Here is a 22252-nt window from a genome sequence, read left to right as displayed (position 1 = left end):
GGATACGCCCCGTGTCCGCCGCTTATACCGAAAACCGGACCGAAAGAAACGATCGCGGCTTTCCGGCCATCGTCGGGGCGGTCGGAGGATTCGGAGTCCATTTGTGAATCCGGTCTGGCGCGAGAGCGCCCTGAAAAGGGCGCGTCCGTCGTGTGTTTTCGAGCATCGAAGCGGAGCGGCCTTGCTGGCCGTGAGCATCGAAGCGCAGAAAACGCGCGTCGGATCGCCGCCAGACCGGATTCACAAACGGACTCTCAGCGCCCGGGCTGATCCGTCGCGTGGTCGCTGATGCCCCACAGCCGGTCCTTGACCGCCTTGTAATAGGCGGTCTCGTCATAGCGCGGGACGTCCAGTTTCAGATCGACCGACGTCAGGCGCCCGATGGCCGCCGCCACGCCGTACGACGCGGTGACGAGGTTGCTCAGGCTCTGCACCAGCGCCACCTGGGCCTGGAGCAGCGTCTGCTGCTGCTGCAGGACCTCCAGCGTCGTGCTGGTGCCGACGATGGCCTGGCGCTCCACCCCATCCAGGGCGACGATGTTCGATGAGATGGCGGTACGGTTGCTGTCGATCGAGGCCTTGTAGGCCACCAGCTTCTGCCAGTTGGACGACGCGAGCTGCAACGCCGCGCGCCGCTGGATATCGACGGCGCGATGCGCCTCGGTGGCCTGCTGGCGTGCCTGGCGAACGGCCGCATATTCCGATCCGCCCTGATAGATCGGGACCTGGAAATTCAGCAGCGCGTATTTCTCGTCGTTCAGGGACCGGCCGCTGCTCTGGTTGCTGCCGTGCGTGTAGGCGGCCTCGGCCGTCACCTTGGGCAGGATGGCGGCCAGGGCGACGGACACCGCATCCTTCTGCGAGGCCTCGGTAAACAGCGCATTGACCACGTTGGGATTGTTCTGGACCGCCTGCGCGATCGCCTCGTTCTGCGATTTCACCGGTAGCACCAGGGGTTGCGGCGGCACCAGGTTGGACGGCGGCGCCATGCCCACGATCTGCATATAGGTCGCCTGCGCGGTCTGCAACGTTCCCTCGGCTTCCTGCCGGGCGGCGCGGGCGCTGGCCAGCGCGGCCTCGGCCTGGGCCACGTCGGTGCGCGTGATCTCGCCGACGCGAAAACGCTCGCTGGTGGCGCGAAGCTGTTCCTGAAGCACCTTCTCGTTGTTGATGTTCAGCTGCAGAAGCTGTTCGTCCTCGATCACGCCCACATAGGCGCTGACCACATCGGTGAAGACCTGCTGCTCGGTTGCGATCAGGTTCGCCCGCTCGGCCATCACCTGATTGACGGCCTTGTGGGTGCTGGCCGTTGTACGGCCGCCCGAATAGAGCGGCTGGGAAATGGTGACCCCGCCGTTGTAGCCCGGCACGTCGAAGCGGCGATCGTATCCGGCATACCCCTCCTGCCGCGCCACCGAGTTGGTGCCGGTGAAATAGGTCAGGTTCATGTTGCCGGTGACCGTGGGCCGCCAGCCGGCCAGCGCGGTCGGCACCTGCTCGTCGGTCGCACGCAGGGTCGCGCGTTCCCGCTGCAGGGTCGGGTTGGTCAGATAGGCGGCAGCCAGCGCTTCCTGCAACGTATGGGGCACGAAGGTCGGCGACCCGCTGCCGTCATAGCGCTGGGCCAGGGCGGTGCCGCCGCACAGCAGGGCGGCCATTCCGGCCCCGATCCCGCAGGTTCGCTTCATCGTCCCCTCCCAGTGTCCCGACCATCGCCACCCATTACGCTACCCAAGGTTGTAGACGACATTTCGATACACGGAAAAGGATTTGCATGATCGTCGCGCGATACGGCAGTTCAGAAGGCGAAGACGGGGGCCGGCACCAGTTCCGGCAGCAACGGCAGCGCCACGTCGAAGACCGGCCGGACGCCTACGCCGTGCGCCGTGCGTTCGGCGACGCTGGCCGAGGCGACCCCGCCCTCGGGCCAGATCACGCAGACGATACGGCCCTTGTCCGCCAGTTGGGCCGGCAGGGCCGGCGGGATGTCGCGCACCGCGCCGTCAATCAGGATCACATCGAACGGCGCGCCGGCCGCATCGCCCGATGCCAGGGCGCCGTCGCGCCAGACCACCTGCGGCGCCTCGGCCGCACAGAAGGCCTTGCCGATGGTGCTAAGGGCCGAATCCGATTCGAGGGCCACCACATGAAGGCCGAGCCGGGCCAGCAGGGCCGGCACGTACCCCGTCCCCGCGCCGACGACCAACGCGCGCTGGCCCGGTTGCGGGGCCGCGATCTGCACCATCCGGCCGACGATCCGCGGTTCGGTCAGGACGCGCCCGCCCCCGATTTCCAGGCTCTGGTCGGCATAGGCGAAGGGGCGCAGCGGAGCGGGCATGCAGCGTTCGCGCGGCAGGTCGCGCATGATGGCGATGATCCGCGGATCGTTGATCTGGACCGGGCGGATCTGGGCATCCACCATCCTCTGCCGCGCGGCGTCGTAATCGAGGGCGAATTCTTCAAGCGCGGACTGGTTCATGACACTCCCTTCACTGCTGTCCCGACGGCGCCGGCATGCGCGCGCGACGTCCCTGGCCGAAGGTTCCCCGGCGAAGACAGTTTTATGGCCGCTCGGCCCGTCTGCCTAGCAGGCCGTGCGCACACAACGGCTTGACCGCGCCGAAGAGAGAGTGGATATAGCCAACGCGCCCGGTCAGGTCCGGTGGCAGAATGGTGATGCAGCGGACTGCAAATCCGCGAATGTGGGTTCGATTCCCGCCCGGACCTCCAAGCGATCTTCCCAGATCATCGCATATAGTGACGAAAGCCTGGTTTCCCGGGTTTTTTCCGCATTCATCATGTTCCCTGAACGCGCGCGACTACGCGCTGAAACACACCGCGATCGAGGGATCTTCGTGGCGACGCCCGGTTCCTGCCCGCACATGCAAGGCGGGGCCCGGCCACACGGCCAAGAACGCAACGCCGCCACAAAAAATAATATAGTCCGCCGAAGGGCGCCCTCAATTCGAATCCGAGCGAGTGGCCGCTGGCACCGACGCCGAACGCCCTGCCGGCGTGCGTCAGGCGAAGCGTTCGGCGAATGCCGCCGCCGCCCCGAACAATCCCGGCTGCGGATGGGTGATCAGTTTCACCGGCATGTCCGCCATCAGCGATTCGAAACGCCCCTTGGCCACGAATCGCTCGGCGAATCCGGAATTGGGCAGATGGTCCGCCAGCCGCAGGCCCAGCCCGCCGGCGATGACGACGCTGCTTCCGCCCTGGGCCAGGGCCAGATCGCCCGCAACGGCCCCCAGGGCCAGGCAGAACCGCTCCAGCGCCGCGGACGCCATGTGGTCGCGGCCTTCCAACGCGCGGGTCCACAATTCCTTGTCGTCGCGCGTATGCACCGACTGGCCTTCGATCTCGGCAATCGCCTCGTACAGATTGACCAGCCCCGGTCCGGATACGATGCGCTCGGCCGACACCCGGCGATAGCGCCGCCGCAGGCGCTGCAGGATCTGGTCTTCCACCTGGTCGAGCGGCGAGAAATCGACATGCCCGCCCTCGGTCTCGCACACCAGGTAGCGCCCGTCCCGCCGCACGACATAGGCCGACCCCAGGCCCGTCCCCGGCCCTACGATCGTGGTCACGCCCGATTCCGCGAACGGACGATCGGGGCCGCAGAGATGACGCAGATGCGAGGCATCCACCTGGGCCACGGCGTGGCCGACCGCGCCGAAATCGTTGACCAGCACGTGTTCGTCGACACCCAGCTTCGCACCGAGCTGCGCGGGCTGGATGATCCACGGATTGTTGGTCAGCTTCAGAATATCGCCCTGCACCGGGCAGGCGACGGCGATCCCCGCCGCGCGCGGCAGGCTCTGGCCGATCTGGCGGGCGAAGGCCTCCCACGCCAGTTGCAGGCTGGCGTGCTCGGCACATCTCAGGGTCGTGGCCTCGCCCAGGCTGACCACCCGCCCGCAATCCACCGTGGCGATGGCGAAACGCGCGTGGGTCCCGCCGATATCGACCGCTACGATCTCTCTCATGTCTTCACAGGCTCCGTGGCATCATTCTGTCGGACGCGCAGCCTTTCGCCGCAGCCGCCCGGTGCACATTATTGTTATTCGTTCCGTGTCCGATTCCCGTCCCGCGCCGTCAAGTCCGGAATCGAATCAGCCGGGCGCGGCCGCCGGGGTGTCAGGATGCCGGACGCGGCGCCTGATCGGCCTTCAGCCGGCGCAGAATGCCGTCGCGGATCGGGCGCGGCATGATGATATCGAGAAAACGCAGCACCGAGAACAGCCGCGGGAAAACCAGATGAGCCCGGTTTTCCTCGATCGCGCGCGCGATCAGCCGCGCCGACGCCGGCGCGGTCTGCAGGAAGGGCTTGGCGCTGCTGACCCGGCGGCTCATGGGCGTATCGACGAAGCCGGGCGACACCAGCGTCACCCCGACCCCATAGCCCGACAAGCCGTTCCGCAGCGCCTCGGCAAAGCGCATCAGCCCCGCCTTGGACCCCGAATAGGCCGGGGCGAACGGCAGGGCATGAAACGCGGCGACCGAGCCCAGCATGGCGATATGCCCCCCGCCGCGCGAGACCATGCGCTCGGCCCCCGCCGTGGCGATGGCCGAGGGCGTGGCGTAATTGACCAGGCCGAGTTCCAGCACGGTCTCGGCATCCTCGGTGCGCGCCGCGTTCTGGCGCATGTCGCCCAGGCCGGCCGCCAGCACCAGCAGATCGACCGGGTGGCGGTCATCGTCGGCCCTGAACGCCGCGATCGCCCCCCCGCCATCGCGCAGGTCCAGCACCCGCGTCCGCGCGCCCGCGCCGAGGGCGCGGCAATCGCGGGCCACCTGCTCCAGACGGTGGGCGTCCCGTCCCCATAGGATCAGCGTCCGATCCGACCGGGCGTAGAAGCGGGCCAGTTCAGCGCCAATCCCGCTGGACGCCCCGGTAATGAGGACCGTCGTGGGATCGAATCGTGTTTCGCCGTTCGGGCGCGCTCTGGCCATCGGGACCCCTTCCTTCGCTGCTTTCCATTACGTCGGGATATGCGGCCATGGCGACCACGGCCGCGCCTGCTTCAGGTCCGGCAGGCCTCACATGGCGCAGGATGTCGGCTTTTTCGGGGCACGAAGATCGACCCGCCGGGCCTGAGACCCATCAGAAATGGCTCCATCCGGTCCGATCCAGGGTCAGCGGCCGCCCCGATGCGTCATGGACCGCCACGCCCTGCGTGCCGGCCTCGAACTGCCCGATCCGGGTGACCGGAACGCCACGCGCGGCCGCGGCGCGCAGCAACGCAGCCTCATGCGACGGGGGCACCGCCAGCAGCAGCTCATAATCGTCGCCGCCCCCCAGGCAGACCGGCAGCCACGCCGCCCCGGCCTGACGGGCCGCCTGGGACAGCGGCACCAGCGATGCGTCGATCCTTGCCCCGATCCCGCTTTCCCGCGCCAGATGCCCCAGATCCTGCACCAGCCCGTCGGAGATATCCATGGCCGCCGAGGCGATGCCGCCCAGTCCCAGGCCCAGCCGGGGTTCCGGCAGGCGATAGCGGTGGGCCAGCACGCCCGCCGGATCATCCAGTTCGCCCCGCAGCGCCCGCAGACCCAGCGCCCCGTCCCCGATGGTGCCGGTCACCCACACGCCGTCGCCATCGCGGGCGCCGTTGCGCCGCAATGCCCGCCCACGCGCCACATGGCCCAGGATGGTCAGCGACAGGACCAACGGCCCGGCCGTGCCGGTCGTATCCCCGCCCAGCAGGGTCACGCCGTACCGGGCCTGGTCGTCATGCAGGCCGGCGGCGAATCCTGCGAACCAGTTGTCGTCCCGGCCGGGCGGCCGCGAGACCGACAGCAGATAGCCCAGGGGGGTCGCATCCATCGCCGCCAGATCGGACAGGTTGCAGCGCAGCAGTTTGCGCCCCACCGTGTCCGCCGGGTCGTCCGGCAGGAAATGGACCCCTTCCACCATGGTGTCGAGGGCGATCACCAGATCCCGCCCGGCCGGCGGCCGCACAAGCGCCGCGTCATCCGCAAGGCCCAGCGCACCTTCGCCGGCCAGCGGCTGGAAATGCCGCCGGATGAACCCGAATTCAGGCGGAAGCGGGGCGTCCGGCGTCCCGGCAGGGTCGGAAGGCATCGGCCACCCCCTGGTATCAGGCCTCGTCGGTCTCGGGGACCGGGGCGGCCGGTACCTCACGCAGGCGGCGGGCCATGGCGTCCAGCACGCCGTTGACCATCTTCGGTTCATCGCCCGAGAAGAACCCGTGCGCGATGTCGAGATATTCGTTGAGGATCACCCGGGTGGGCACGCCCTCGACCGCGGCCAGTTCCGCCCCGGCGGCGCGCAGCACGGCGCGCAGGACCGGGTCCAGCCGCGCAACCGGCCATGTGAGCGGCAGCAGATCAACGATCAGGGCATCGACCTGTTCCTGCCGCGCCACCGCCGCGCGGATGACCTGCTCGAACAATTGCACGTCGGCCTGGGGCACCTGCCCGTCTTCATATTCCGCCGTCCCGGGCGCAGTGCTGAGGCGGTGCCGCACGAACTGCGCGATCACGGTCTCGGGGGCGTCGCCCCCCTGTTCGATCTGGAACAGCGCCTGCACGACCGCGACGCGCGATGCGGTGCGGGACCGGGGCTTCTGCCGGGTCGTGTCTTCGTCCTGTGCGCCGTTCATACGCGTGTCTCCTGCATGCCGCGATTCCGCCAATGGCGGCTTCATCGCCTCTTTACGTCGCCAGGTCCATAGCCGCCGGCCACGACGGGACGAAGGGCCGTGCCGTCGGCGGCCGGAGCGTCCCGGACCAGGGTGCCGGGAATCGACTCCAGAATGGCAGCGAAATCCTTGGTTTCACGAAAATCCCAATGCACGCTGGCAAAGCGGATGTAGGCCACCACGTCGACCTCGCGCAGCGTGTCCATGACCAGCTTGCCGATATCACGGGACGGAATATCGGTCTCGCCCGACGCCTCCAGCTGGCGGACCAGCCCGTTGACGATCCGTTCGATCCGCTCGTCGTCCACTGGGCGCTTGCGCAGCGCCACGCGGACGGACCGCGCCAGTTTGTCACGCTCGAAGGGTACGCGGCGGCCATCGACCTTCACGACGAACAGGTCGCGAAGCTGCACCCGCTCGATCGTGGTGAAACGCTGGCTGCACGACGCGCAGATCCGCCGCCTGCGGATGGCGGCACCGTCCTCGTGCGGGCGGCTGTCCTTGACCTGGGTGTCGTCGTGTCCACAAAAAGGGCATCGCATGCGTACGGCAATCCTGACCGGCGTTCGTCCTGCCCCGAGATGCGCATGAAATCGGCAGGACGCAAGCCCGCCCCCGCGATCCAGCCGTGCGATCCACGGGTTTCGCCCGACCAGGGCTTGCTGATACCCTTGGCGAAAACATACCGGCAAGGAGACCCATCATGACGCGACACGGCCGGTTGCCCCGACTGTTCGGCCAACTGCCCGCTCTGGCCCTGTTCCTGCCCTTGACCCTGCTGGCCGGACCACGCGCGATCCTGCCGGCCCGGGCGGCCGGGGCGCCGACGTCGATTCCCGGACAGGCCAGCGCCGCCGGCGACATCGAGGTCCGCGATGCATGGTTGCAGATCATCCGTCCCGAACGACAGATTGCCGGCGGATATTTCACGATCGAGAACCGGGGCACCGACGCCCATATGCTGACCGGCGTGACCGCTACCGCCTGCCGCGACATGTTCGCCCATCATACCGAACAGGAAAGCACCAGCGAAACCGCCACGCTGTTCACCCACATGGCCCTGCCCGCACAGACCACGCTGGTGTTTCCGCCCGGCGGGTATCACCTGATCTGCCGGGGCTATGACGGAACACTCCAGCCGGGGCGGAGCATTCCCGTGATCTTTCACTTCCTGGGGGGCACGACACGGACCGTGGCCTTTGAGGTCCGCCCTGCGCCGGATACCGCCGACACCGCGCCCTGAGCACGCACCGGGCGCCCTATTCGCCCGCCTTCGCCAGGACCTGCAGCACGGCGGCGCCGTACCGGTCCAGCTTCGACGCGCCCACCCCCTTGATTCGCCCCAGCGCGTCCAGCGTCGCCGGACGTTCCATTGCGATGTCATGCAGCACGACGTCGTGGAAGATCACATACGGCGGAATTTCCTGCTCCCGCGCCTCGCCCAGACGCCAGGCGCGCAGGGCGGCGAACGGGGCCTCGGCCTCGGGCGGCAGGGATACGGCCGGCCGTGTGCCACTGGGCGCCCGGGCCGCGCGCGCCCCGCCGGCTTTCAGGTCGTCGGTCGCGTCCTCGCGCAGCATCAGCTTCTGCTCGCCGCGCAGGATGGGGCGCGCGACTTCCTGATTCAGGGCCAGCGCATTGTAATCGCCGGTGACGCGAATGGCGCCCCGGGCGATCAGCTGCCGGATCACCCCGCGCCAGAACAGCTCGGGCCGGTCCTTGCCGACGCCGAAGACGCCCAGCCGGTCATGGCCGTGGCGGCTGGCCATCTCGCTGTCCTTGCCGCGCAGGACCGAGGCGACATGCACCGCCCCGAATTTCTGGCCGATCCGATAGATCGCGGACAGAACCTTCTGGGCCTCGACCGTGCCGTCGAACGAGGCAACGGGGTTGCGGCAATTGTCGCAATGCCCGCACGGGCCGGCCAGCGTCTCGCCGAAACAGGACAGCAGCGCCTGCGTGCGGCAGCCGGTCGTTTCGGTCAGCGCAATCATGGCTTCCAACCGCGCACTCATGATCCGCTGCTGGGCCTCGGGCGCGCTGGATTGTTCCAGCCAGTGCCGCGCGCGCGCGATATCGTCGCCGCCGTACAGCAGGACGGTCTCCGACTTCTCGCCATCGCGGCCGGCGCGGCCGATCTGCTGGTAATAGCCTTCGGGCGAGGACGGCATGTCCAGATGCACGACCGTGCGCACGTCCGGACGGTCGATCCCCATGCCGAAGGCGATGGTCGCCACGATCACCACCGGCTCGCCGGACCGGAACCGGGCCAGCGCCGCGCGCTTCTCGATCGGCGGCAGGCCGGCATGGAACGGCAGGGCGGGCCAGTCGCGCTCACGCAGCGCGCGGGCGACGCGCTCAGTCTTGTTGCGGCTGCCGCAATAGACGATGGCGGCTTCGCCCGGATACCGGCCCAGTACATCCAGCAACTGCCGCGATTCCGAAATCTTGGGCCGGACGGCGATATCCAGGTTGGGGCGATGAAAGCTGGCGCGCAGGACCGTGGCGTCCGGCATGGCCAGGGCGTCCAGGATGTCCGCCTGGGTCCGTGGGTCGGCCGTCGCCGTCAGGGCGATGCGCGGCACGCCGGGGAAATGGTCCGGCAGGCTGGCCAGGGCGCGATATTCCGGACGGAATTCGTGCCCCCAGGCGGAAATGCAATGGGCCTCGTCGATCGCGATGACCGACAGCGGCAGCCGGGACAGCCGGTCGAGCATGCCGGGCGACAGCAGGCGCTCGGGCGAGACATAGAGCACGTCCAGCCGGCCCGCCATCAGGTCCGACCTTACCCGGGCGGCGTCTTCCGGTTCCAGTTCCGAATGCAGGGCCCCGGCATTGACGCCGACCTGGCGCAGCGCCGCCACCTGGTCGTCCATCAGCGCGATCAGCGGCGACACCACCAGCCCGGTTCCGGGACGGCTGAGTGCGGGCACCTGATAGCAGATGCTCTTGCCCCCGCCGGTGGGCATCAACACCAGGCAGTCGCGCCCGGCCATGACCTCGCCCACCGCCTGTTCCTGCAATCCGCGAAAATCGGGAAAGCCGAAGACACGGGACAGGACGGCACGCGGGGACGTGTCGAGACCGCTATCCGTCATGATGGATGCCGCCATGGCCGGAAATCGCCCGCCCGCCGATCAGCCCGCGGTGATCTCGATTTCGACCCGGCGGGACCCGACGGCGCCATCCTCGTTCGAGGGGGCACGCGGCTTCTGGCGAATACGCCCGCCGACCACACCATCCGTCGTCAATTGGGCCGACACACGCTTGGCCCGGTCGATCGCCAGCAGCGCATCGGCGGACAGATCGCCATGGGCGGCGGCGTAGCCTTCGACATTGACGACCGAATTCGGATATTGCGCCGCCTGTTCGGCCGCATGCGCCACGACCAGCCGCGCGGGATCGTCAAGCACCGTCGAATCCCGGGTAAAGAAGACGATATACTTCCGGGACGGTCCGGTCGCGCAGCCTGCCAGCAGGCAAAGACCCAGAACCAGTGACAGGCGACGCATCGGCAGATCCCTTTTTTTTACATTCGGCTGATGGATGAATCGGCCGCCGATACCGCGGACACGCCGGCGACATGAGTGTTCAGCACCAAGGTTTATGTCGCCTTGGTGCCTGTTGGCCCGTTCCCCGTCAACCTTTCCGACGGATGACGTACCTATGCCGCGACGGCATTCGCCCGGCCGTCCGACAGGCGCCAGATCCGGTCCAGCCTTTCCACGCCCACCAGGCGATGCGCGATCAGGATGACCGTGCGGCCCGCGGTGACGGTGTTGAGCGTCAGCAGGAAATCCCGCTCGGTCTCGGCGTCGAGGCCCGTCGCCGGCTCGTCCAGGATCAGGATCGGCGCATCCGACAGCAGCGTCCGGGCCAGGGCGATCCGTCGGCCCTGCCCGCCCGAGACCGTGGTGCCCCCTTCCCCCAGCCAGCTGTCCAGCCCGTCGGGCATGGACCGGACCAGATCGCCGATCTGCGCACGTTCCAGTGCCGCCCACAGTTCGGCCTCGGTCGCGTCGGGCCGGCCCAGCAGCAGGTTGGCGCGAATGGTGTCGGCGAACAGATGCGTCACCTGCGACAGCCAGGCCACGCGACGGCGCACGGACGCGCTATCGAGGTCCGCCAGATCCTGCCCGCCCAGCATGATCCTGCCCGAGGTCGGCGCCGCGACCTTCAGCAGCAGTGCGGCCAGCGTCGATTTTCCAATTCCCGACGGCCCCAGCACCGCCACACGCGATCCGGCCGGAATATCGAGGGTCAGCCCGTCGAACACCGGCGCACGGTCGGCGCGCCAGCGAAATCCGACCTGCTCGAACCGCAGATGGGTGTCGGCCGGTGCCGGCAGCGTGCCGACCGGCACCGCCGGTCCTTCCTGCCCGCCGACCGAGATGACACGAGCCGCTGCCCGGCTGACGCCTCCGGCCAGCGCGCCGGCCCGTGTCAGCCCGCCGATCCCTTCGAACCCCGCGACGACCAGAAACAGCAGTCCGGCGGCGCGCACCGGCGGGATCGGCCCGAACCCTACGCCCAGCGCCGCCGCCAGCACCGCCAGCATCGCCGCCTGCCCGCAAAGGTAGGACGCCCCACCCACCATCGCCAGCAGGCGCGCCTGCTGCGCCTGCGCATCGAACAGACGGGCATCGCGTTCGCGGACCTGGGACAGGACCCGCCCCTCGGCCCCGAAGGCGCGGATTTCGCGCAGGCCGCTGACCAGGTCCAGCACCCCGATCCGCAGCCCGGCCAGGCGATGCGTCAGCGCACCTGCCTGCCGCCGGCCCAGCAGGGCGGCGCCCAGCGGCAGGACGAACGCGCCCGTCACGAACAATCCGCCGACGACCATCGCCAGCGCCGGATCGACGGGCAGGACGGCCAGGACCAAGAACGGCAGGATCAGGCACGCCCCGGCCAGGGGCACCAGAATCCTCAGATACAGCGCATCCAGCGCCTCGACATCCGAAACCAGGCGCGACAGCAGGTCGCCGGCGCGGCGAAACCCCAGCCCGGCCGCAGCCCCGCCCGCCAGATGGCGGAAAAACCACACCCGCACGTCCGCCAGGGCCCGGAACATCGCGTCGTGCGTCACCAGGCGTTCGACATAACGCAGGACCACGCGGCCGATGCCCGACACCCGCAGCAGCAGTACGCCGACGACCAGCGCGCCGGATGCCGTGCCGGCCAGCCGCATGCCCGCGCCCTGCATCAGCACCAGCCCTGCCAGCACGGCCAGCAACGACAATGTCCCGCCCACGATCAGAAGGGGCGCCCGCGCCCGCCACAGGGACAGGATCCGCAGGACGGGAGCCAGCCCCCCCTCGGTTTTATCCGACATGTTCATGCTCCCCCTGAACGGGCGCCGGATGGCGGCGGCCGAGATCGAGGCGCTGGCCCGTAAATTCATGCACCGACGCCGAATGGCTGGCCAGGATCACCGTCCGCCCGCGGGCCAGCCCACGCAGGCTGGCCAGGATGTCGGCCTCGGTCGAGGGGTCGAGATGCGCCGTCGGCTCGTCCAGCAGCAGCAGCGGCGCGTTCTTCAGATAGGCCCGCGCGATGGCGATCCGCTGCGCCTGCCCGCCCGAAAGACCGAACCCGCCCTCGCCGATCCGCGTCTCCAGCCCTTCGGGCAGATCCGCCAGAAATGTGTCGACCGCCGCCGCGCGCAGGGCATGCCCCACATCTTCGGCGCTGGCGTCCGGCCGGGCGAACAGGATGTTCTCGCGCAGCGTGCCGGCGAACAGCACCGGCTTCTGTCCGATCCACGAGACCAGGCCTGACAGGGTGGATGGCGCCAGCGCCGCAAGATCCACCCCCCCGATGGTGACGCGGCCGCCGCCCGGCACGACAAAGCCCAGCAGCATCTCGATGATCGTCGACTTCCCCGATCCCGAAGCACCGACCAGGATCAGGGTCTGGCCTGCCGGGACGACGAAGCTGAGATCGTCCAGCACCGGCCCCCGCGCGGCATCCCAGGCGAAGGTGACGTGCTCGAAGGCGACGGACACGCCGTCGGCTCCGGCCTGCACCGTCGCATTGCCCGCCGCCCGCGTGTCCCCGTCGGGCAGGACCGCCATCGCCGATGCAGCCCCCGCGGCATGCGCGCGGTCCTGATAGGCCAGCGCAAGCCCGCGGAGCGGCACGAAGAATTCGGGCACCAGCAGCAGGACGAACAGCCCGCGCATCGTCGCGTCGGCGATTGTGGTCGGGGGCATGTCGCCCTGATGCAGGCCCAGTACCACCCCGCCGTTGCGCAGCGCGATCAGCACCAGGGCAAGGACCATGGCACAGTCGATGGATGCCGATGACAGGAATGCAACCCGCAGGATTTTCATCGTGCGGCGGCGCAGTTCGTCGGCGGCAGCGGCCAGGCGATGAGCCTCGTCCTCGGTCCGGCCGGCCAGGACGATGGTGGCGATGCCGCGCACCCGGTCCAGAAACCGGGCCTGCAATCGCGTCATCGCCAGGAACTGGTTGCGCGAGGCAACGGCCGCCCCGATGCCGAACAGGGCCTGCCCGACCGGCACCGCCAGCCCGCAGGCCGCCATGATCGCGGCCGACCCGGGCTGGACGAACGCGGCCAGCACGGCGATCAGCCCGGGTGCTGCGATCCAGAGGATCGACGCCGGAATCCAGCGTGCGAAAAACCCGTCCAGCGCCTCGACCCTGTCGACCGCCAGCGCGGTCAGTTCCGCACTGTGCTGCTGGCGCAGCAGGGCCGGGCCGCCACGCAGGATGGCCGACAGCACGCCGTCGCGCAGCCGCAGCCGGGCCGCCCGCCCGGCCCGCGCGGCGGCAATGTCGCCCAGCGTCAGGCACAGCCCGCGCGCCAGGGCCAGGACCGCCAGCGCGCCCAGCAGGCCGGCCGCCCCCGGACCAGCCCCCACCAGAACCCGGGCCAGGATCGCCGCCATGCACCACGCCTGCCCTACCGCGATCAGGCTGGACAGCATGCCGAGGCCCACGATCGGCATCGCCTGCCGACGGCCAAGACGCGATTGTGCCCGCGTCCAGGCCTTCATCACTGTTTTGTCACCGCTCATGTCCGCGTTCTATAATGGATGCGTCGGGCAAGCGACACCCGTTCCCGCCCGAATGCCTATCCGTGCCGGCAATCCCTGTTATGCGTGGTCATGAGGTCTGGCGACTCTCGTTCGGATCGTCGCGTGCCTGCAGGGGGAAGACCATTTCGAAACGGGTCCCGCCATCCTCGACGATCTCCAGCGTCCCGCCAAGCTGGCGCGCAAACCCCCGGATCAGTTGCAGGCCAATGCCGGTACGATCTTCCGCGTCGCGCCGGCGCCCCGCCGACAGGCCGATCCCGTCATCGGTGATCCACAGCCGCGCCATGTGTCCGTCCTCCTTTACCAGACCGACGGAAATCGTGCCGTGCCGGCCCTCGGGGAAGGCGTATTTGATGGCGTTGCTGACGACCTCGGTCAGGATCAGAGCCAGGGGCACGGCCTGGTCCGGCACCATCTCCAGCCGTTCGGCATTGATCTGCAGGGCGATCCGGGTACCGGTGCCCTCGCCCACCGCCTGGAAGATCTGGCCGCACAGTTCGCTGACGAAATGTTCCATGTTCAGGCTGAACAGTTCGCCATCGGCATAGAGGTAGCGATGCAGGGTGGCCAGCGCCCGCACCCTGTCCCGCGCCTGGGTAAATTCCTCGCGCGCTTCGGGCTGGCGGATGCGGTTGGCCTGAAGATTCAACAGCGAGGCAACGATTTGCAGGTTGTTCTTAACCCTGTGATGCATCTCCTTCAGCAGCAGTTCCTGGCGCACCGACGCGCGGGCCAGCCGTTGCTCGTGGCGCGCCAGGGTGCGCGTGGCCGTGGCGAAGGCATTGGCCAGCCGCCGGATCTCGGCCGGCATCGACCAGGTGGAGTGCGCGTCGAATCCGCCCCCGCTGGTCTGCCACTGGGCGACCGACGTCGTCAGTCGCCGCAACGGGGCGATAAGCAGCAGGTTCGCGCTCTTGGTCACGCCGATCAGCCCGCAGCCCAGCAACGAGACGATCACGAACAGCCAGATGATGAACATGACCAGCGCATGGGTTTCCGCGACGTTACGGCGGGTCATGGTCAGGGCGCCGACGCCCCCTTCGACCGGGCCGTAGGCGAAGGAGGCATCGCCCATGCTCATGGTCGCGTGGGTGGTGCTGTCCGGCGACAGGGTGTGTATCCATTGCAGAACCTGCGGCGGCGGCACGCGCATGCCCCAGCAATCCTCGCAGAGCGGGGCGATATTGTGATCGCGGCCGACGATCCAGGCGTCGATCGCCCCATCCTTCTGCATGAAATCCAGGCGCGGATCGCCGATCTGCAGATGATGGCGGCTCCAGACCAGGGGCATGATCGCCGTCAAAAAGCCCTGCCGCACCGCATTGCCACCCGTGTCGGCGATCGCCGTCTGGATCGAAATCCGGACATAGGAACGGCCGTCCCGTTCCGGGCCCGACAGGTCGAGCGGCTCGACGCGCACGTCGCCACTGAAGCGGGGCAGCCCTTCGGCCGGCACGTTGCCGCCCGATGACAGGGTATGGCCGTTGTCGACCGCGACGATGACGTTGCCGCGGTCATCCAGCAGCGCCAGTTGCGGATAGAAATGCCCGGTCAGCGATTGCGCCAGTTGCAGGGTCCGGCCTATGGCCTGCTCGTCCAGCGACATAAGATTGATCGCGTTCAGCAGGGCGCTGAGATGATCGACGTCATGCCGGATTTCCAGATTGATGCGGCCGACGGCCATGTCGGCGCGAAACGCCGGCGCCGCGAGCGTATGGCGATAGCTGTACCAGGCCTGCAGCCCACCAATCATCGCCATCGGGCCGGCCGACAGCAGGATGATGACAATCATGCGGGCACTGACCGTATCGAACATGCGCCAGACACGCATGGCGTAAAACGCCGCACGCAACGCGCGACGGCGGTCGTGCCCTGTTTGACGGTCCATTTATTCCCTGGTCTTGCGGTCGTCCTCGATCAGGCGCAGCAGCTCCTCCGGAACCGGCTCGCGCGCCACCTCATCGAAAAGCTGATGCAATCCTCGCTTGAGCCACAACTCGAACGGGTCATCTTGTCGGTTTTTCTTATTGTTTTTCGACAGCCTTGAGGAACGAGAATCCTTAGGCGGCGTCATCATTGATCCCTGAGGTCCACTACTACCCTGCCACAAACTCCCGGACCTGCGCTCCGGTTGCATCGCGTTAAGGCAGTAATAGTAAATCCCTCCCGCGGACCCGTCCAGACGACGCCTCCCATTATCTTAACGATATGTAAATTAAATATTTGCCGGAATCACCGGGGCCGCACGGTCATAAAGGCCGCTGTTCGGCCATCCCCGGGCCCGCGGCGATACCGCGTTCGGCCAGAATACCCTTCACGCGCGCGACCCGCGCCTGCAGGGCGGCATTGGCATGGCTGTCGCCGGTCATCCAGGCTTCCAACTGACGGCGCGCCCGGAACACCCGGCTTTTGGCCGTTCCGACCGCGCAGCCCGTTGCTTCGGCCAGCGCCTCATAGCTCATGCCATGGATGACGACCATGATCAGGGCTTCGCGCTGATCCTCGGGCAGGCGATCCAACGCCTCGGCAAGGTCCTTCAGCGCCAGCCGGTCCTCGTGCGCGGCCGCGGTGGCCAGCGCCGCCGCCGGCACGTCCTCGATATCCGTCGTCTCGCGCCGCTTGCGCAGGTCGGAAATGAAACGGTTGCGCAGGATGCGATGCATCCAGGCCGAAAAATTTGTGCCGGGGATAAAACTGTCCTGGGCGGCCAGTGCGTTGCACACGGCATCCTGCACCAGATCCTCGGCCATCGTTCTGTTGCGCGTCAGCGCCAGCGCCTGAACCCGGAGGCGCGGAAGGATGGTCACAACCTGGTCATGGAAGTTGCTTGTCATGGTATTTGTTTCCCTCATCACACGACACCAATGAACGGTCGAATGGCAGGGTTGCGTAGTTGATATAACGAGAGCGTGAGGTGATGCATTTTGCCGGTCCGCGCCCTGCAGAACGGCGCGCCCGTCAGTCGCCGTCCGCCGGCACATCGTCACCCCGCGCATGGGCGACCAGTTCGGCCAGGCGGACACGCGCCCGCGACACCCGCGCCTTCATCGTGCCCACCGGCACGCCGCAGATCACGGCGGCTTCCTCATGCGTCATCTCCTGCGCGCCAACCAGGATCAGGGCCTCGCGCAGCAACGGGGACAGAAGCCAGAACACACTTTCGAGATCCCGCACGTCGTCACCGGAACTGGCGGGCCGGCTTTCGGTCTGGCTGTACGACTGGGCGGCGTAATCGGTCATGATTTCATGTTCGCGCTTCCTCCGCCGTTTCTGCTCGAAGAAAATATTGCGCTCGATGGTGAACAGCCACGCCTTCAGGTTCGTATCGCCCTGGAACTGGTCCAGCGCGCCCAGCGCCCGCATGACGGTTTCCTGCACAAGGTCGTCCGATGACGAGGCATCGCGGGTCAGAAAACGGGCGAAACCCCGCAGGTCCGGCAAAAGAGACATGATCTCGTGCCGAAGTTGCGATACCGTCAGGTGCTTTGCCGAACCGATGGGAGGCGCCAGCTTGTTTCCCCTTCACCCTTGCGGACAGCTTCAACACTGTCATGATCCAGACCGTAACATATTCCTCTGGGAGTTGAACGCCCGATGCCTTTCTCGCGGCGGCAGGATCTGATCCGTGCCCTTCCCTATGCCAGGCGATATGCGCGCGCCCTGACCGGCAGCCAATCCCGCGGCGACCTGCTGGTCGCCGAAAGCCTTCGTGAACTGGCGGTGGTGGACACCGGGGCCTTGCCGGCCCGACTGAGCCTGTACCGCTGGATTTCCCGCCATTTCGACGCCACCGCCATGCCGGCCGAGGCTGCCGCCCCGACCGACCGGGGCGGCAGCATGGGCGCGACCGAACGCAAGCTGCTGCTGCTGACGTCGCTTGAGGAAGTGCCGCTCGCCGACGCGGCCCGCACCCTTGATATCGACCCGCGGCAGGCCACCGATATCCTGTCCCGGGCCCACGCCAGCCTGCGCACGGTGGCCGAGACCAACATCCTCATCATCGAGGACGAGCCGATCATCGCCATGGATATCGAGGATCTGGTCCGTCGTTGCGGCCATCAGGTTGCCGGTGTCGCGGCGACCGAGGCCGATGCCGTGGCCCTGGCCACCCGGACCCGCCCCGGCCTGATCCTGGCCGACATCAATCTGGGCGCCGGCGGCGACGGCATGCGGGCGGTGGCCAGCATCCTGCGTCACCACGACACCCCCGTCATCTTCGTCACCGCCTATCCCGAACGGCTGCTGACCGGCGAGACGGTCGAACCCGCCTTCGTCATCACGAAGCCGTTCGAGCCTATGACCCTGGCCATCGCGACCTATCAGGCCGTCACCGGCGGGCCGCGGATCGGATAGCGAATCGAGAGGCGGACGCCCGCTCGTCCGGCACGGCGGATCTTCCTTGCGCTGGGCCTGCGGCTGGGCGAGAAACCGGACCATGTCGCCTCCTCTTCTCCTGCTTCAGGACATCACGCTGACGCTGGGCGGTTCGCCCCTGCTGGACGGCGCCGGATTCGGCGTCTCGGCCGGCGAACGACTCTGTCTGGTCGGCCGCAACGGCAGCGGCAAATCGACGCTGCTGCGGATCGCCGCGGGCGAGCTGCTGCCCGACGACGGCACGCGCTTCCTGCAACCCGGCACATCGGTGCGCTACCTGCCGCAGGAACCCGACCTGTCGGGCTTCGCGACTACGCTGGACTATGTCCGCGCGGGCATGGGGCCGGGCGACCCCGAACATCGCGCCGCCCTGCTGCTGGGTGAACTGGGCATGACGGGGGCCGAGGACCCCGCCACCCTGTCGGGCGGCGAAGCCCGGCGCTGCGCGCTGGCCCGGGCCCTGGCGCCGGAACCCGACCTGCTGCTGCTGGACGAGCCGACCAACCATCTGGACATGCCCACCATCGAATGGCTGGAACGCGAACTGCTGTCGCTGTCCTCGGCGATGGTCATCATCAGCCATGACCGCCGCCTGCTGGAAACGCTGTCGCGCGCCGTCGTCTGGCTGGATCGCGGCGTCACCCGCCGGCTGGACCAGGGCTTCGCCCGCTTCGAATCCTGGCGCGAGGAGGTTCTGGAGCAGGAGGTCCGCGACGCCCACAAGCTGGATCGCCAGATCGCGCGCGAGGAAGACTGGATGCGCTATGGCGTGACCGCCCGGCGCAAGCGCAACGTGCGCCGCGTGGGCGAACTCGCCGCCATGCGCCAGGCCCGTCGCGAGGCCGTTCGCACCCCGACCGGCCTGAAGATCGAGGCCAGCGAGGGCGACCTGTCCGGCAAGCTGGTGGCGGTCGCCGAACAGGCCAGCAAGGCCTACGGCCCGCATGTCGTCGTCGACCGGCTGGATTTGCGCGTGCTGCGCGGCGACCGCCTGGGCATCGTCGGCGCCAACGGCGCGGGCAAGAGCACCCTTCTGCGGCTTCTGACAGGCCAGGACCGCCCGGATTCCGGCGACATCCGCATCGGCAGCGCCCTGTCCACCGTCACGCTGGACCAGCAGCGCCGCGCGCTGGACCCCACCCGCACCCTTGCCGATACCCTGACCGGCGGCGGGGGCGACATGGTGCTGGTCGGCAGCGAGAAGCGCCACGTCATCGGTTACATGAAGGATTTCCTGTTCCGGCCGGAACAGGCGCGCACCCCCGTCGGCGTCCTGTCGGGCGGCGAGCGCGGACGGCTGATGCTGGCCTGCGCGATGGCCCGCCCCTCCAACCTTCTGGTCCTGGATGAACCGACGAACGATCTGGACCTTGAAACGCTGGACCTGTTGCAGGAGATGCTGGACGCCTATTCCGGGACCGTCCTGCTGGTCAGCCACGACCGTGACTTCCTAGACCGGGTCGCCACCTCTGTGCTGACGGCCGAAGGGGGCGGGCGATGGGTTGAATATGCCGGCGGCTATAGCGACATGCTGGCCCAGCGCGGCGACGCCCCGGCCGGCCGGGAGCGGCGCGCCGGCACGGATGCCCCGGCCGCGCAGAAACGGCCGGAAAAAGGCCCCGCACGGAAACTGTCCTACAAGGACCGGCACGCGCTGGATCGCCTTCCCGGCGAGATCGCGGCGCTGGAGACGGAAATCGGCCGCCTGCGCACGATCCTGTCGGATGGCGGCCTCTATGCCCGCGACCCGGGGGCCTTCACGGCGGCAACGGGGAAGCTGGAACGTGCCGAGGCCGAACTGACGGCCGCCGAGGAACGGTGGCTGGAACTGGAAATGCTGCGCGAGACGCTGGAAGCCCCCTAGCAGAGCCGGGGCCAGGGGCGCGGCGGAAAAGGGGAAAAACGATGCCGCACTGCCCTACCTCCGACCTGGCGCGGGAAGTAATCGCCCCCTGCCCGCGCAAGACCCCGGCCCTTGACCGGGCCGAGGCCGAAAGCCTGCTGCCCCAGGCCCCCAACTGGACGCTGTCCCCCGACGGCACCACGCTGCTACGGGATTTCGTACTGCCCGATTTCGCCTCGGCCTATGCCCTGGTCGAGCGCATCGCAGCCCTGGCCGAGGCCGCCGATCATCATCCCGACATCTCGTTCGGCTGGGGCTATGTCCGCCTTGCGTTGCAAACCCATTCCATCGGCGGGCTGCATCGCAACGACTTCATCATGGCGGCGCGGATCGAGACACTGCCCCACTAAGGGATCGTTATTTTTGGGCTTTGCCCAAACCCACCAGGGCCTGAGGCCCTGGACCCCGATTCATTTGAAATGACTGGTTTCCAAAGGCGATTGCCTTTGGCGGGGTGCGGGGCAGTGCCCCGCCGAAGGTCTCACGGCATGACTCAGGATCGGTGAACCAGACCCGATTGCTCCATACGCGCGCGCGCGGCCGCGATGCCGCCCGTGACCGCCAGCGCCGCCGCCAGCGCGCGGCGGCCCGCCTGGGCATCGACCAGCACCGGCGCGCCGTCCAGGCAGGCAGCGGCGAAGGCTTCATGCTCGGCCATCAGGGTATCGTGGTCGGTCCACGTCACGGCCTCGCGCCGGAACCCGCCGGTGCCGGGCAACGGCAGGCCCTTGTCGCGGCCGATCATGGTCAGTTCGCGTTTGACGAAATCGGCCGACAGGTAGCCTTCCTCGGAAAACAGCCGCATCCGGCGCTCGGTCTTCAGCGAGATCCGGCTGGCGGTGATGGTGGCGACGCAGCCGTTGGCGAAGCGCACCCGGGCATTGGCGATGTCCTCGTGCTGCGAGCTGACCGCCGCACCCAGCGCATCGACATCCTCGATCTCGCTATCGACGATCGCCAGCACCAGGTCCAGATCGTGGATCATCAGGTCCAGGATGACCGACACGTCGGTGCCGCGCGCCTTGAACGGCGCGATGCGCGTCGCCTCGATATACAGCGGCCGGCTGATCCGTTCGGTGATCGCGCGATGTTCCGCCGAATAGCGCAACAGGTGCCCCACCTGCAGCACCAGCCCGGTTTCCGTCGCCAGCGCCGCCAGGCGATCGGCCTGCGCCAGGGTCGAGGCGATCGGCTTTTCCACCAGAACATGGCGGCCGGCCAGCAAGGCGCGTTCGGCCAGGGCGAAATGATGTTCCGCCGGGGCCGCCACCACCGCGGCGTCGCAGCGCGCCAGCAGGTCGTCCAGCGCCAGAGCCGGCGCACCGCCGGCCTCGGCCCCCACCGCAGCCGCCCGCTCGTGGTCCGGGTCATGGATGCCGACCAGGGTTTCCCGCCGCGATCCGGCGATTTTCAGCGCGTGAAACCGTCCGAAATGACCGGCGCCGATCACACCGACGCGCAAGCGGCGTCCCTCATCCGGCCCCGCCGCCGGCCCTCGTCCTGTTCCGCCACCGAAAAGCCCTGCCATCGCCCTCTCTCCGCGTCCGCGATGACGCAGGGTTAGAGCACCCGCGACGGAACGACCAGAGGCCCCGCCGGAACCCAAACGGGACCGCGCCCCGCTCCGCCGGATACGTTCCTAATTTGTTCTTGTTTTTCGGGGCCGCTTCTGGAACCATTCCGCCCATTGCCCCCTCTTCAGCCGGAACGCAGCATGACAGACCAGCCCCCTATCCGGATCGGCCGGGGACAGCCCACGCGCCTGGCATCGCGGACCCTGCGCGACGGATCGACGACGGTCGCCGGCATCGTGCACGGTCGCGGGGCGACGATCTCGCCGCCCGACCGCCATGCCGCGCATGCGCCCTCGCCCTTCGACGACGGGTGGGACACACTGGGGCAGGATCCGGCGGAAACACGCACCGAACTGGCGTTCGAAGCCGCGCGGACCATCATCACGCGCAACACCAGCCCCGATGTCGGGTTCGACCGCTCGATCAACGCCTATCGGGGGTGCGAACACGGGTGCATCTATTGCTACGCCCGGCCCACCCATGCGTGGATCGGCCTGTCTCCCGGGCTGGATTTCGAGACCCGCCTGACCTGCAAGCCCGACGCGGCGAAGCTGCTGGAACAGGAATTGCGGCGTCCGTCCTACCAGCCCCGCCCCATCGCGCTGGGGACCAATACCGACCCGTACCAGCCGGTCGAACGGACGCAGGGCCTGACGCGCGCGATCCTGGATG

The 22252-nt window shown here is 68.2% G+C and carries 20 protein-coding genes, 1 tRNA gene and 1 pseudogene; 6 read left to right on the top strand and 16 right to left on the bottom strand.

Translation table 11 applies throughout. The features are described from left to right. Positions 1–254: 254 nt before the first annotated feature. Both HLH34_RS11880 and HLH34_RS11875 read right to left on the bottom strand, forming a co-directional pair. On the bottom strand, positions 255–1688 hold the full coding sequence (locus tag HLH34_RS11880; protein ID WP_183119801.1) for a TolC family outer membrane protein: 1434 nt from the start codon (positions 1686–1688) through the stop codon (positions 255–257). Between the two features lie 110 nt (positions 1689–1798). Beyond that, positions 1799–2479, bottom strand: a complete 681-nt coding sequence (locus HLH34_RS11875) for a protein-L-isoaspartate O-methyltransferase family protein (protein ID WP_183119800.1) — start codon at positions 2477–2479, stop codon at positions 1799–1801. A gap of 177 nt (positions 2480–2656) precedes the next feature. Here HLH34_RS11875 and HLH34_RS11870 point away from each other — a divergent pair. Beyond that, a tRNA-Cys gene (locus tag HLH34_RS11870) sits at positions 2657–2730 on the top strand. 290 nt (positions 2731–3020) lie between these two features. On the opposite strand, the gene glk is transcribed toward HLH34_RS11870, so the two are convergent. The 5 genes from glk to nrdR all read right to left on the bottom strand — a co-directional run bounded on the left by glk (position 3021) and on the right by nrdR (position 7210). Continuing rightward, positions 3021–3989 carry a glucokinase gene (gene glk / locus HLH34_RS11865; RefSeq protein WP_183119799.1) on the bottom strand — a complete coding sequence of 323 codons (969 nt, stop codon included), beginning with the start codon at positions 3987–3989 and terminating at the stop codon, positions 3021–3023. Positions 3990–4140: 151 nt separating this feature from the next. Then, positions 4141–4956, bottom strand: a complete 816-nt coding sequence (locus HLH34_RS11860; RefSeq protein WP_183119798.1) for an SDR family NAD(P)-dependent oxidoreductase — start codon at positions 4954–4956, stop codon at positions 4141–4143. 151 nt (positions 4957–5107) lie between these two features. Further along, a complete protein-coding gene (gene thiL / locus HLH34_RS11855) occupies positions 5108–6088 on the bottom strand; it encodes a thiamine-phosphate kinase (protein WP_183119797.1) in 981 nt (326 codons plus the stop codon). 16 nt (positions 6089–6104) lie between these two features. Continuing rightward, positions 6105–6629, bottom strand: a complete 525-nt coding sequence (nusB, locus tag HLH34_RS11850; RefSeq protein WP_183119796.1) for a transcription antitermination factor NusB — start codon at positions 6627–6629, stop codon at positions 6105–6107. Between the two features lie 41 nt (positions 6630–6670). Further along, complete coding sequence (gene nrdR / locus HLH34_RS11845; protein WP_183119795.1) at positions 6671–7210, bottom strand: transcriptional regulator NrdR; 540 nt, start codon at positions 7208–7210, stop codon at positions 6671–6673. Between the two features lie 161 nt (positions 7211–7371). Here nrdR and HLH34_RS11840 point away from each other — a divergent pair, with 161 nt between their 5' ends. Beyond that, entirely contained in the window at positions 7372–7911 is a 540-nt protein-coding gene (locus tag HLH34_RS11840; RefSeq protein ID WP_183119794.1) for a copper chaperone PCu(A)C, read from the top strand. 16 nt (positions 7912–7927) lie between these two features. Here HLH34_RS11840 and recQ read toward each other — a convergent pair whose 3' ends face one another. From recQ to HLH34_RS11800, 8 genes are all read right to left on the bottom strand, one after another. Further along, complete coding sequence (recQ, locus tag HLH34_RS11835; RefSeq protein WP_183119793.1) at positions 7928–9766, bottom strand: DNA helicase RecQ; 1839 nt, start codon at positions 9764–9766, stop codon at positions 7928–7930. A gap of 39 nt (positions 9767–9805) precedes the next feature. Further along, positions 9806–10180 carry an OmpA family protein gene (locus HLH34_RS11830; protein ID WP_183119792.1) on the bottom strand — a complete coding sequence of 125 codons (375 nt, stop codon included), beginning with the start codon at positions 10178–10180 and terminating at the stop codon, positions 9806–9808. A 152-nt stretch (positions 10181–10332) separates the two neighbouring features. Continuing rightward, a complete protein-coding gene (gene cydC, locus HLH34_RS11825) occupies positions 10333–12000 on the bottom strand; it encodes a thiol reductant ABC exporter subunit CydC (protein WP_244959899.1) in 1668 nt (555 codons plus the stop codon). Next, positions 11990–13708: a thiol reductant ABC exporter subunit CydD gene (gene cydD, locus HLH34_RS11820; protein WP_183119790.1), complete on the bottom strand. Its 1719-nt coding sequence runs from the start codon at positions 13706–13708 to the stop codon at positions 11990–11992. The genes cydC and cydD overlap by 11 nt, the downstream gene beginning before the upstream one ends. Before the next feature lie 88 nt (positions 13709–13796). Further along, entirely contained in the window at positions 13797–15617 is a 1821-nt protein-coding gene (locus HLH34_RS11815; RefSeq protein WP_183119789.1) for a sensor histidine kinase, read from the bottom strand. After that, the gene (locus HLH34_RS11810) at positions 15618–15806 is read right to left on the bottom strand and encodes a hypothetical protein (RefSeq protein ID WP_183119788.1); all 189 of its coding nucleotides are present in this window, start codon (positions 15804–15806) and stop codon (positions 15618–15620) included. It lies immediately after the preceding gene. A gap of 172 nt (positions 15807–15978) precedes the next feature. Further along, on the bottom strand, positions 15979–16563 hold the full coding sequence (locus HLH34_RS11805; RefSeq protein ID WP_183119787.1) for a sigma-70 family RNA polymerase sigma factor: 585 nt from the start codon (positions 16561–16563) through the stop codon (positions 15979–15981). A 124-nt stretch (positions 16564–16687) separates the two neighbouring features. Continuing rightward, a complete protein-coding gene (locus tag HLH34_RS11800; RefSeq protein ID WP_183119786.1) occupies positions 16688–17179 on the bottom strand; it encodes a sigma-70 family RNA polymerase sigma factor in 492 nt (163 codons plus the stop codon). A 144-nt stretch (positions 17180–17323) separates the two neighbouring features. On the opposite strand from HLH34_RS11800, the gene HLH34_RS11795 reads away from it, so the two are divergent. The 3 genes from HLH34_RS11795 to HLH34_RS11785 all read left to right on the top strand — a co-directional run bounded on the left by HLH34_RS11795 (position 17324) and on the right by HLH34_RS11785 (position 20356). Next, positions 17324–18082 (top strand): response regulator, encoded by a 759-nt coding sequence (locus HLH34_RS11795; RefSeq protein WP_183119785.1) that lies wholly within the window; start codon positions 17324–17326, stop codon positions 18080–18082. A gap of 82 nt (positions 18083–18164) precedes the next feature. Next, positions 18165–19967: an ABC-F family ATP-binding cassette domain-containing protein gene (locus HLH34_RS11790; protein WP_183119784.1), complete on the top strand. Its 1803-nt coding sequence runs from the start codon at positions 18165–18167 to the stop codon at positions 19965–19967. Positions 19968–20008: 41 nt separating this feature from the next. Continuing rightward, positions 20009–20356 carry a 4a-hydroxytetrahydrobiopterin dehydratase gene (locus HLH34_RS11785; RefSeq protein ID WP_183119783.1) on the top strand — a complete coding sequence of 116 codons (348 nt, stop codon included), beginning with the start codon at positions 20009–20011 and terminating at the stop codon, positions 20354–20356. Positions 20357–20499: 143 nt separating this feature from the next. Here HLH34_RS11785 and HLH34_RS11780 read toward each other — a convergent pair whose 3' ends face one another. Beyond that, complete coding sequence (locus HLH34_RS11780) at positions 20500–21534, bottom strand: Gfo/Idh/MocA family protein (RefSeq protein WP_244959897.1); 1035 nt, start codon at positions 21532–21534, stop codon at positions 20500–20502. 186 nt (positions 21535–21720) lie between these two features. Between HLH34_RS11780 and HLH34_RS11775 the strand changes: the two are divergent. Further along, positions 21721–22252: pseudogene (locus HLH34_RS11775) on the top strand (PA0069 family radical SAM protein); the annotation flags it as partial.

This window comes from Gluconacetobacter azotocaptans, assembly GCF_014174355.1.
In the GTDB taxonomy this organism is placed as follows: domain Bacteria; phylum Pseudomonadota; class Alphaproteobacteria; order Acetobacterales; family Acetobacteraceae; genus Gluconacetobacter; species Gluconacetobacter azotocaptans.
The sequence above is the reverse complement of the archived record's forward strand: the minus strand, read 5'-3'. Positions and strand labels throughout refer to the sequence as shown.

Coding starts and splice junctions, on each gene's coding strand:
- HLH34_RS11790 (WP_183119784.1), top strand. CDS start 18,165: ATGTCGCCTCCTCTTCTCCTGCTTCAGGACATCACGCTGACGCTGGGC.
- HLH34_RS11880 (WP_183119801.1), bottom strand. CDS start 1,688: ATGAAGCGAACCTGCGGGATCGGGGCCGGAATGGCCGCCCTGCTGTGC.
- HLH34_RS11810 (WP_183119788.1), bottom strand. CDS start 15,806: ATGATGACGCCGCCTAAGGATTCTCGTTCCTCAAGGCTGTCGAAAAAC.
- HLH34_RS11830 (WP_183119792.1), bottom strand. CDS start 10,180: ATGCGTCGCCTGTCACTGGTTCTGGGTCTTTGCCTGCTGGCAGGCTGC.
- HLH34_RS11785 (WP_183119783.1), top strand. CDS start 20,009: ATGCCGCACTGCCCTACCTCCGACCTGGCGCGGGAAGTAATCGCCCCC.
- HLH34_RS11860 (WP_183119798.1), bottom strand. CDS start 4,956: ATGGCCAGAGCGCGCCCGAACGGCGAAACACGATTCGATCCCACGACG.
- thiL (WP_183119797.1), bottom strand. CDS start 6,088: ATGCCTTCCGACCCTGCCGGGACGCCGGACGCCCCGCTTCCGCCTGAA.
- nusB (WP_183119796.1), bottom strand. CDS start 6,629: ATGAACGGCGCACAGGACGAAGACACGACCCGGCAGAAGCCCCGGTCC.
- HLH34_RS11805 (WP_183119787.1), bottom strand. CDS start 16,563: ATGACAAGCAACTTCCATGACCAGGTTGTGACCATCCTTCCGCGCCTC.
- glk (WP_183119799.1), bottom strand. CDS start 3,989: ATGAGAGAGATCGTAGCGGTCGATATCGGCGGGACCCACGCGCGTTTC.
- cydD (WP_183119790.1), bottom strand. CDS start 13,708: ATGAGCGGTGACAAAACAGTGATGAAGGCCTGGACGCGGGCACAATCG.
- HLH34_RS11875 (WP_183119800.1), bottom strand. CDS start 2,479: ATGAACCAGTCCGCGCTTGAAGAATTCGCCCTCGATTACGACGCCGCG.
- cydC (WP_244959899.1), bottom strand. CDS start 12,000: ATGTCGGATAAAACCGAGGGGGGGCTGGCTCCCGTCCTGCGGATCCTG.
- HLH34_RS11800 (WP_183119786.1), bottom strand. CDS start 17,179: ATGTCTCTTTTGCCGGACCTGCGGGGTTTCGCCCGTTTTCTGACCCGC.
- HLH34_RS11840 (WP_183119794.1), top strand. CDS start 7,372: ATGACGCGACACGGCCGGTTGCCCCGACTGTTCGGCCAACTGCCCGCT.
- recQ (WP_183119793.1), bottom strand. CDS start 9,766: ATGACGGATAGCGGTCTCGACACGTCCCCGCGTGCCGTCCTGTCCCGT.
- HLH34_RS11815 (WP_183119789.1), bottom strand. CDS start 15,617: ATGGACCGTCAAACAGGGCACGACCGCCGTCGCGCGTTGCGTGCGGCG.
- nrdR (WP_183119795.1), bottom strand. CDS start 7,210: ATGCGATGCCCTTTTTGTGGACACGACGACACCCAGGTCAAGGACAGC.
- HLH34_RS11780 (WP_244959897.1), bottom strand. CDS start 21,534: ATGGCAGGGCTTTTCGGTGGCGGAACAGGACGAGGGCCGGCGGCGGGG.
- HLH34_RS11795 (WP_183119785.1), top strand. CDS start 17,324: ATGCCTTTCTCGCGGCGGCAGGATCTGATCCGTGCCCTTCCCTATGCC.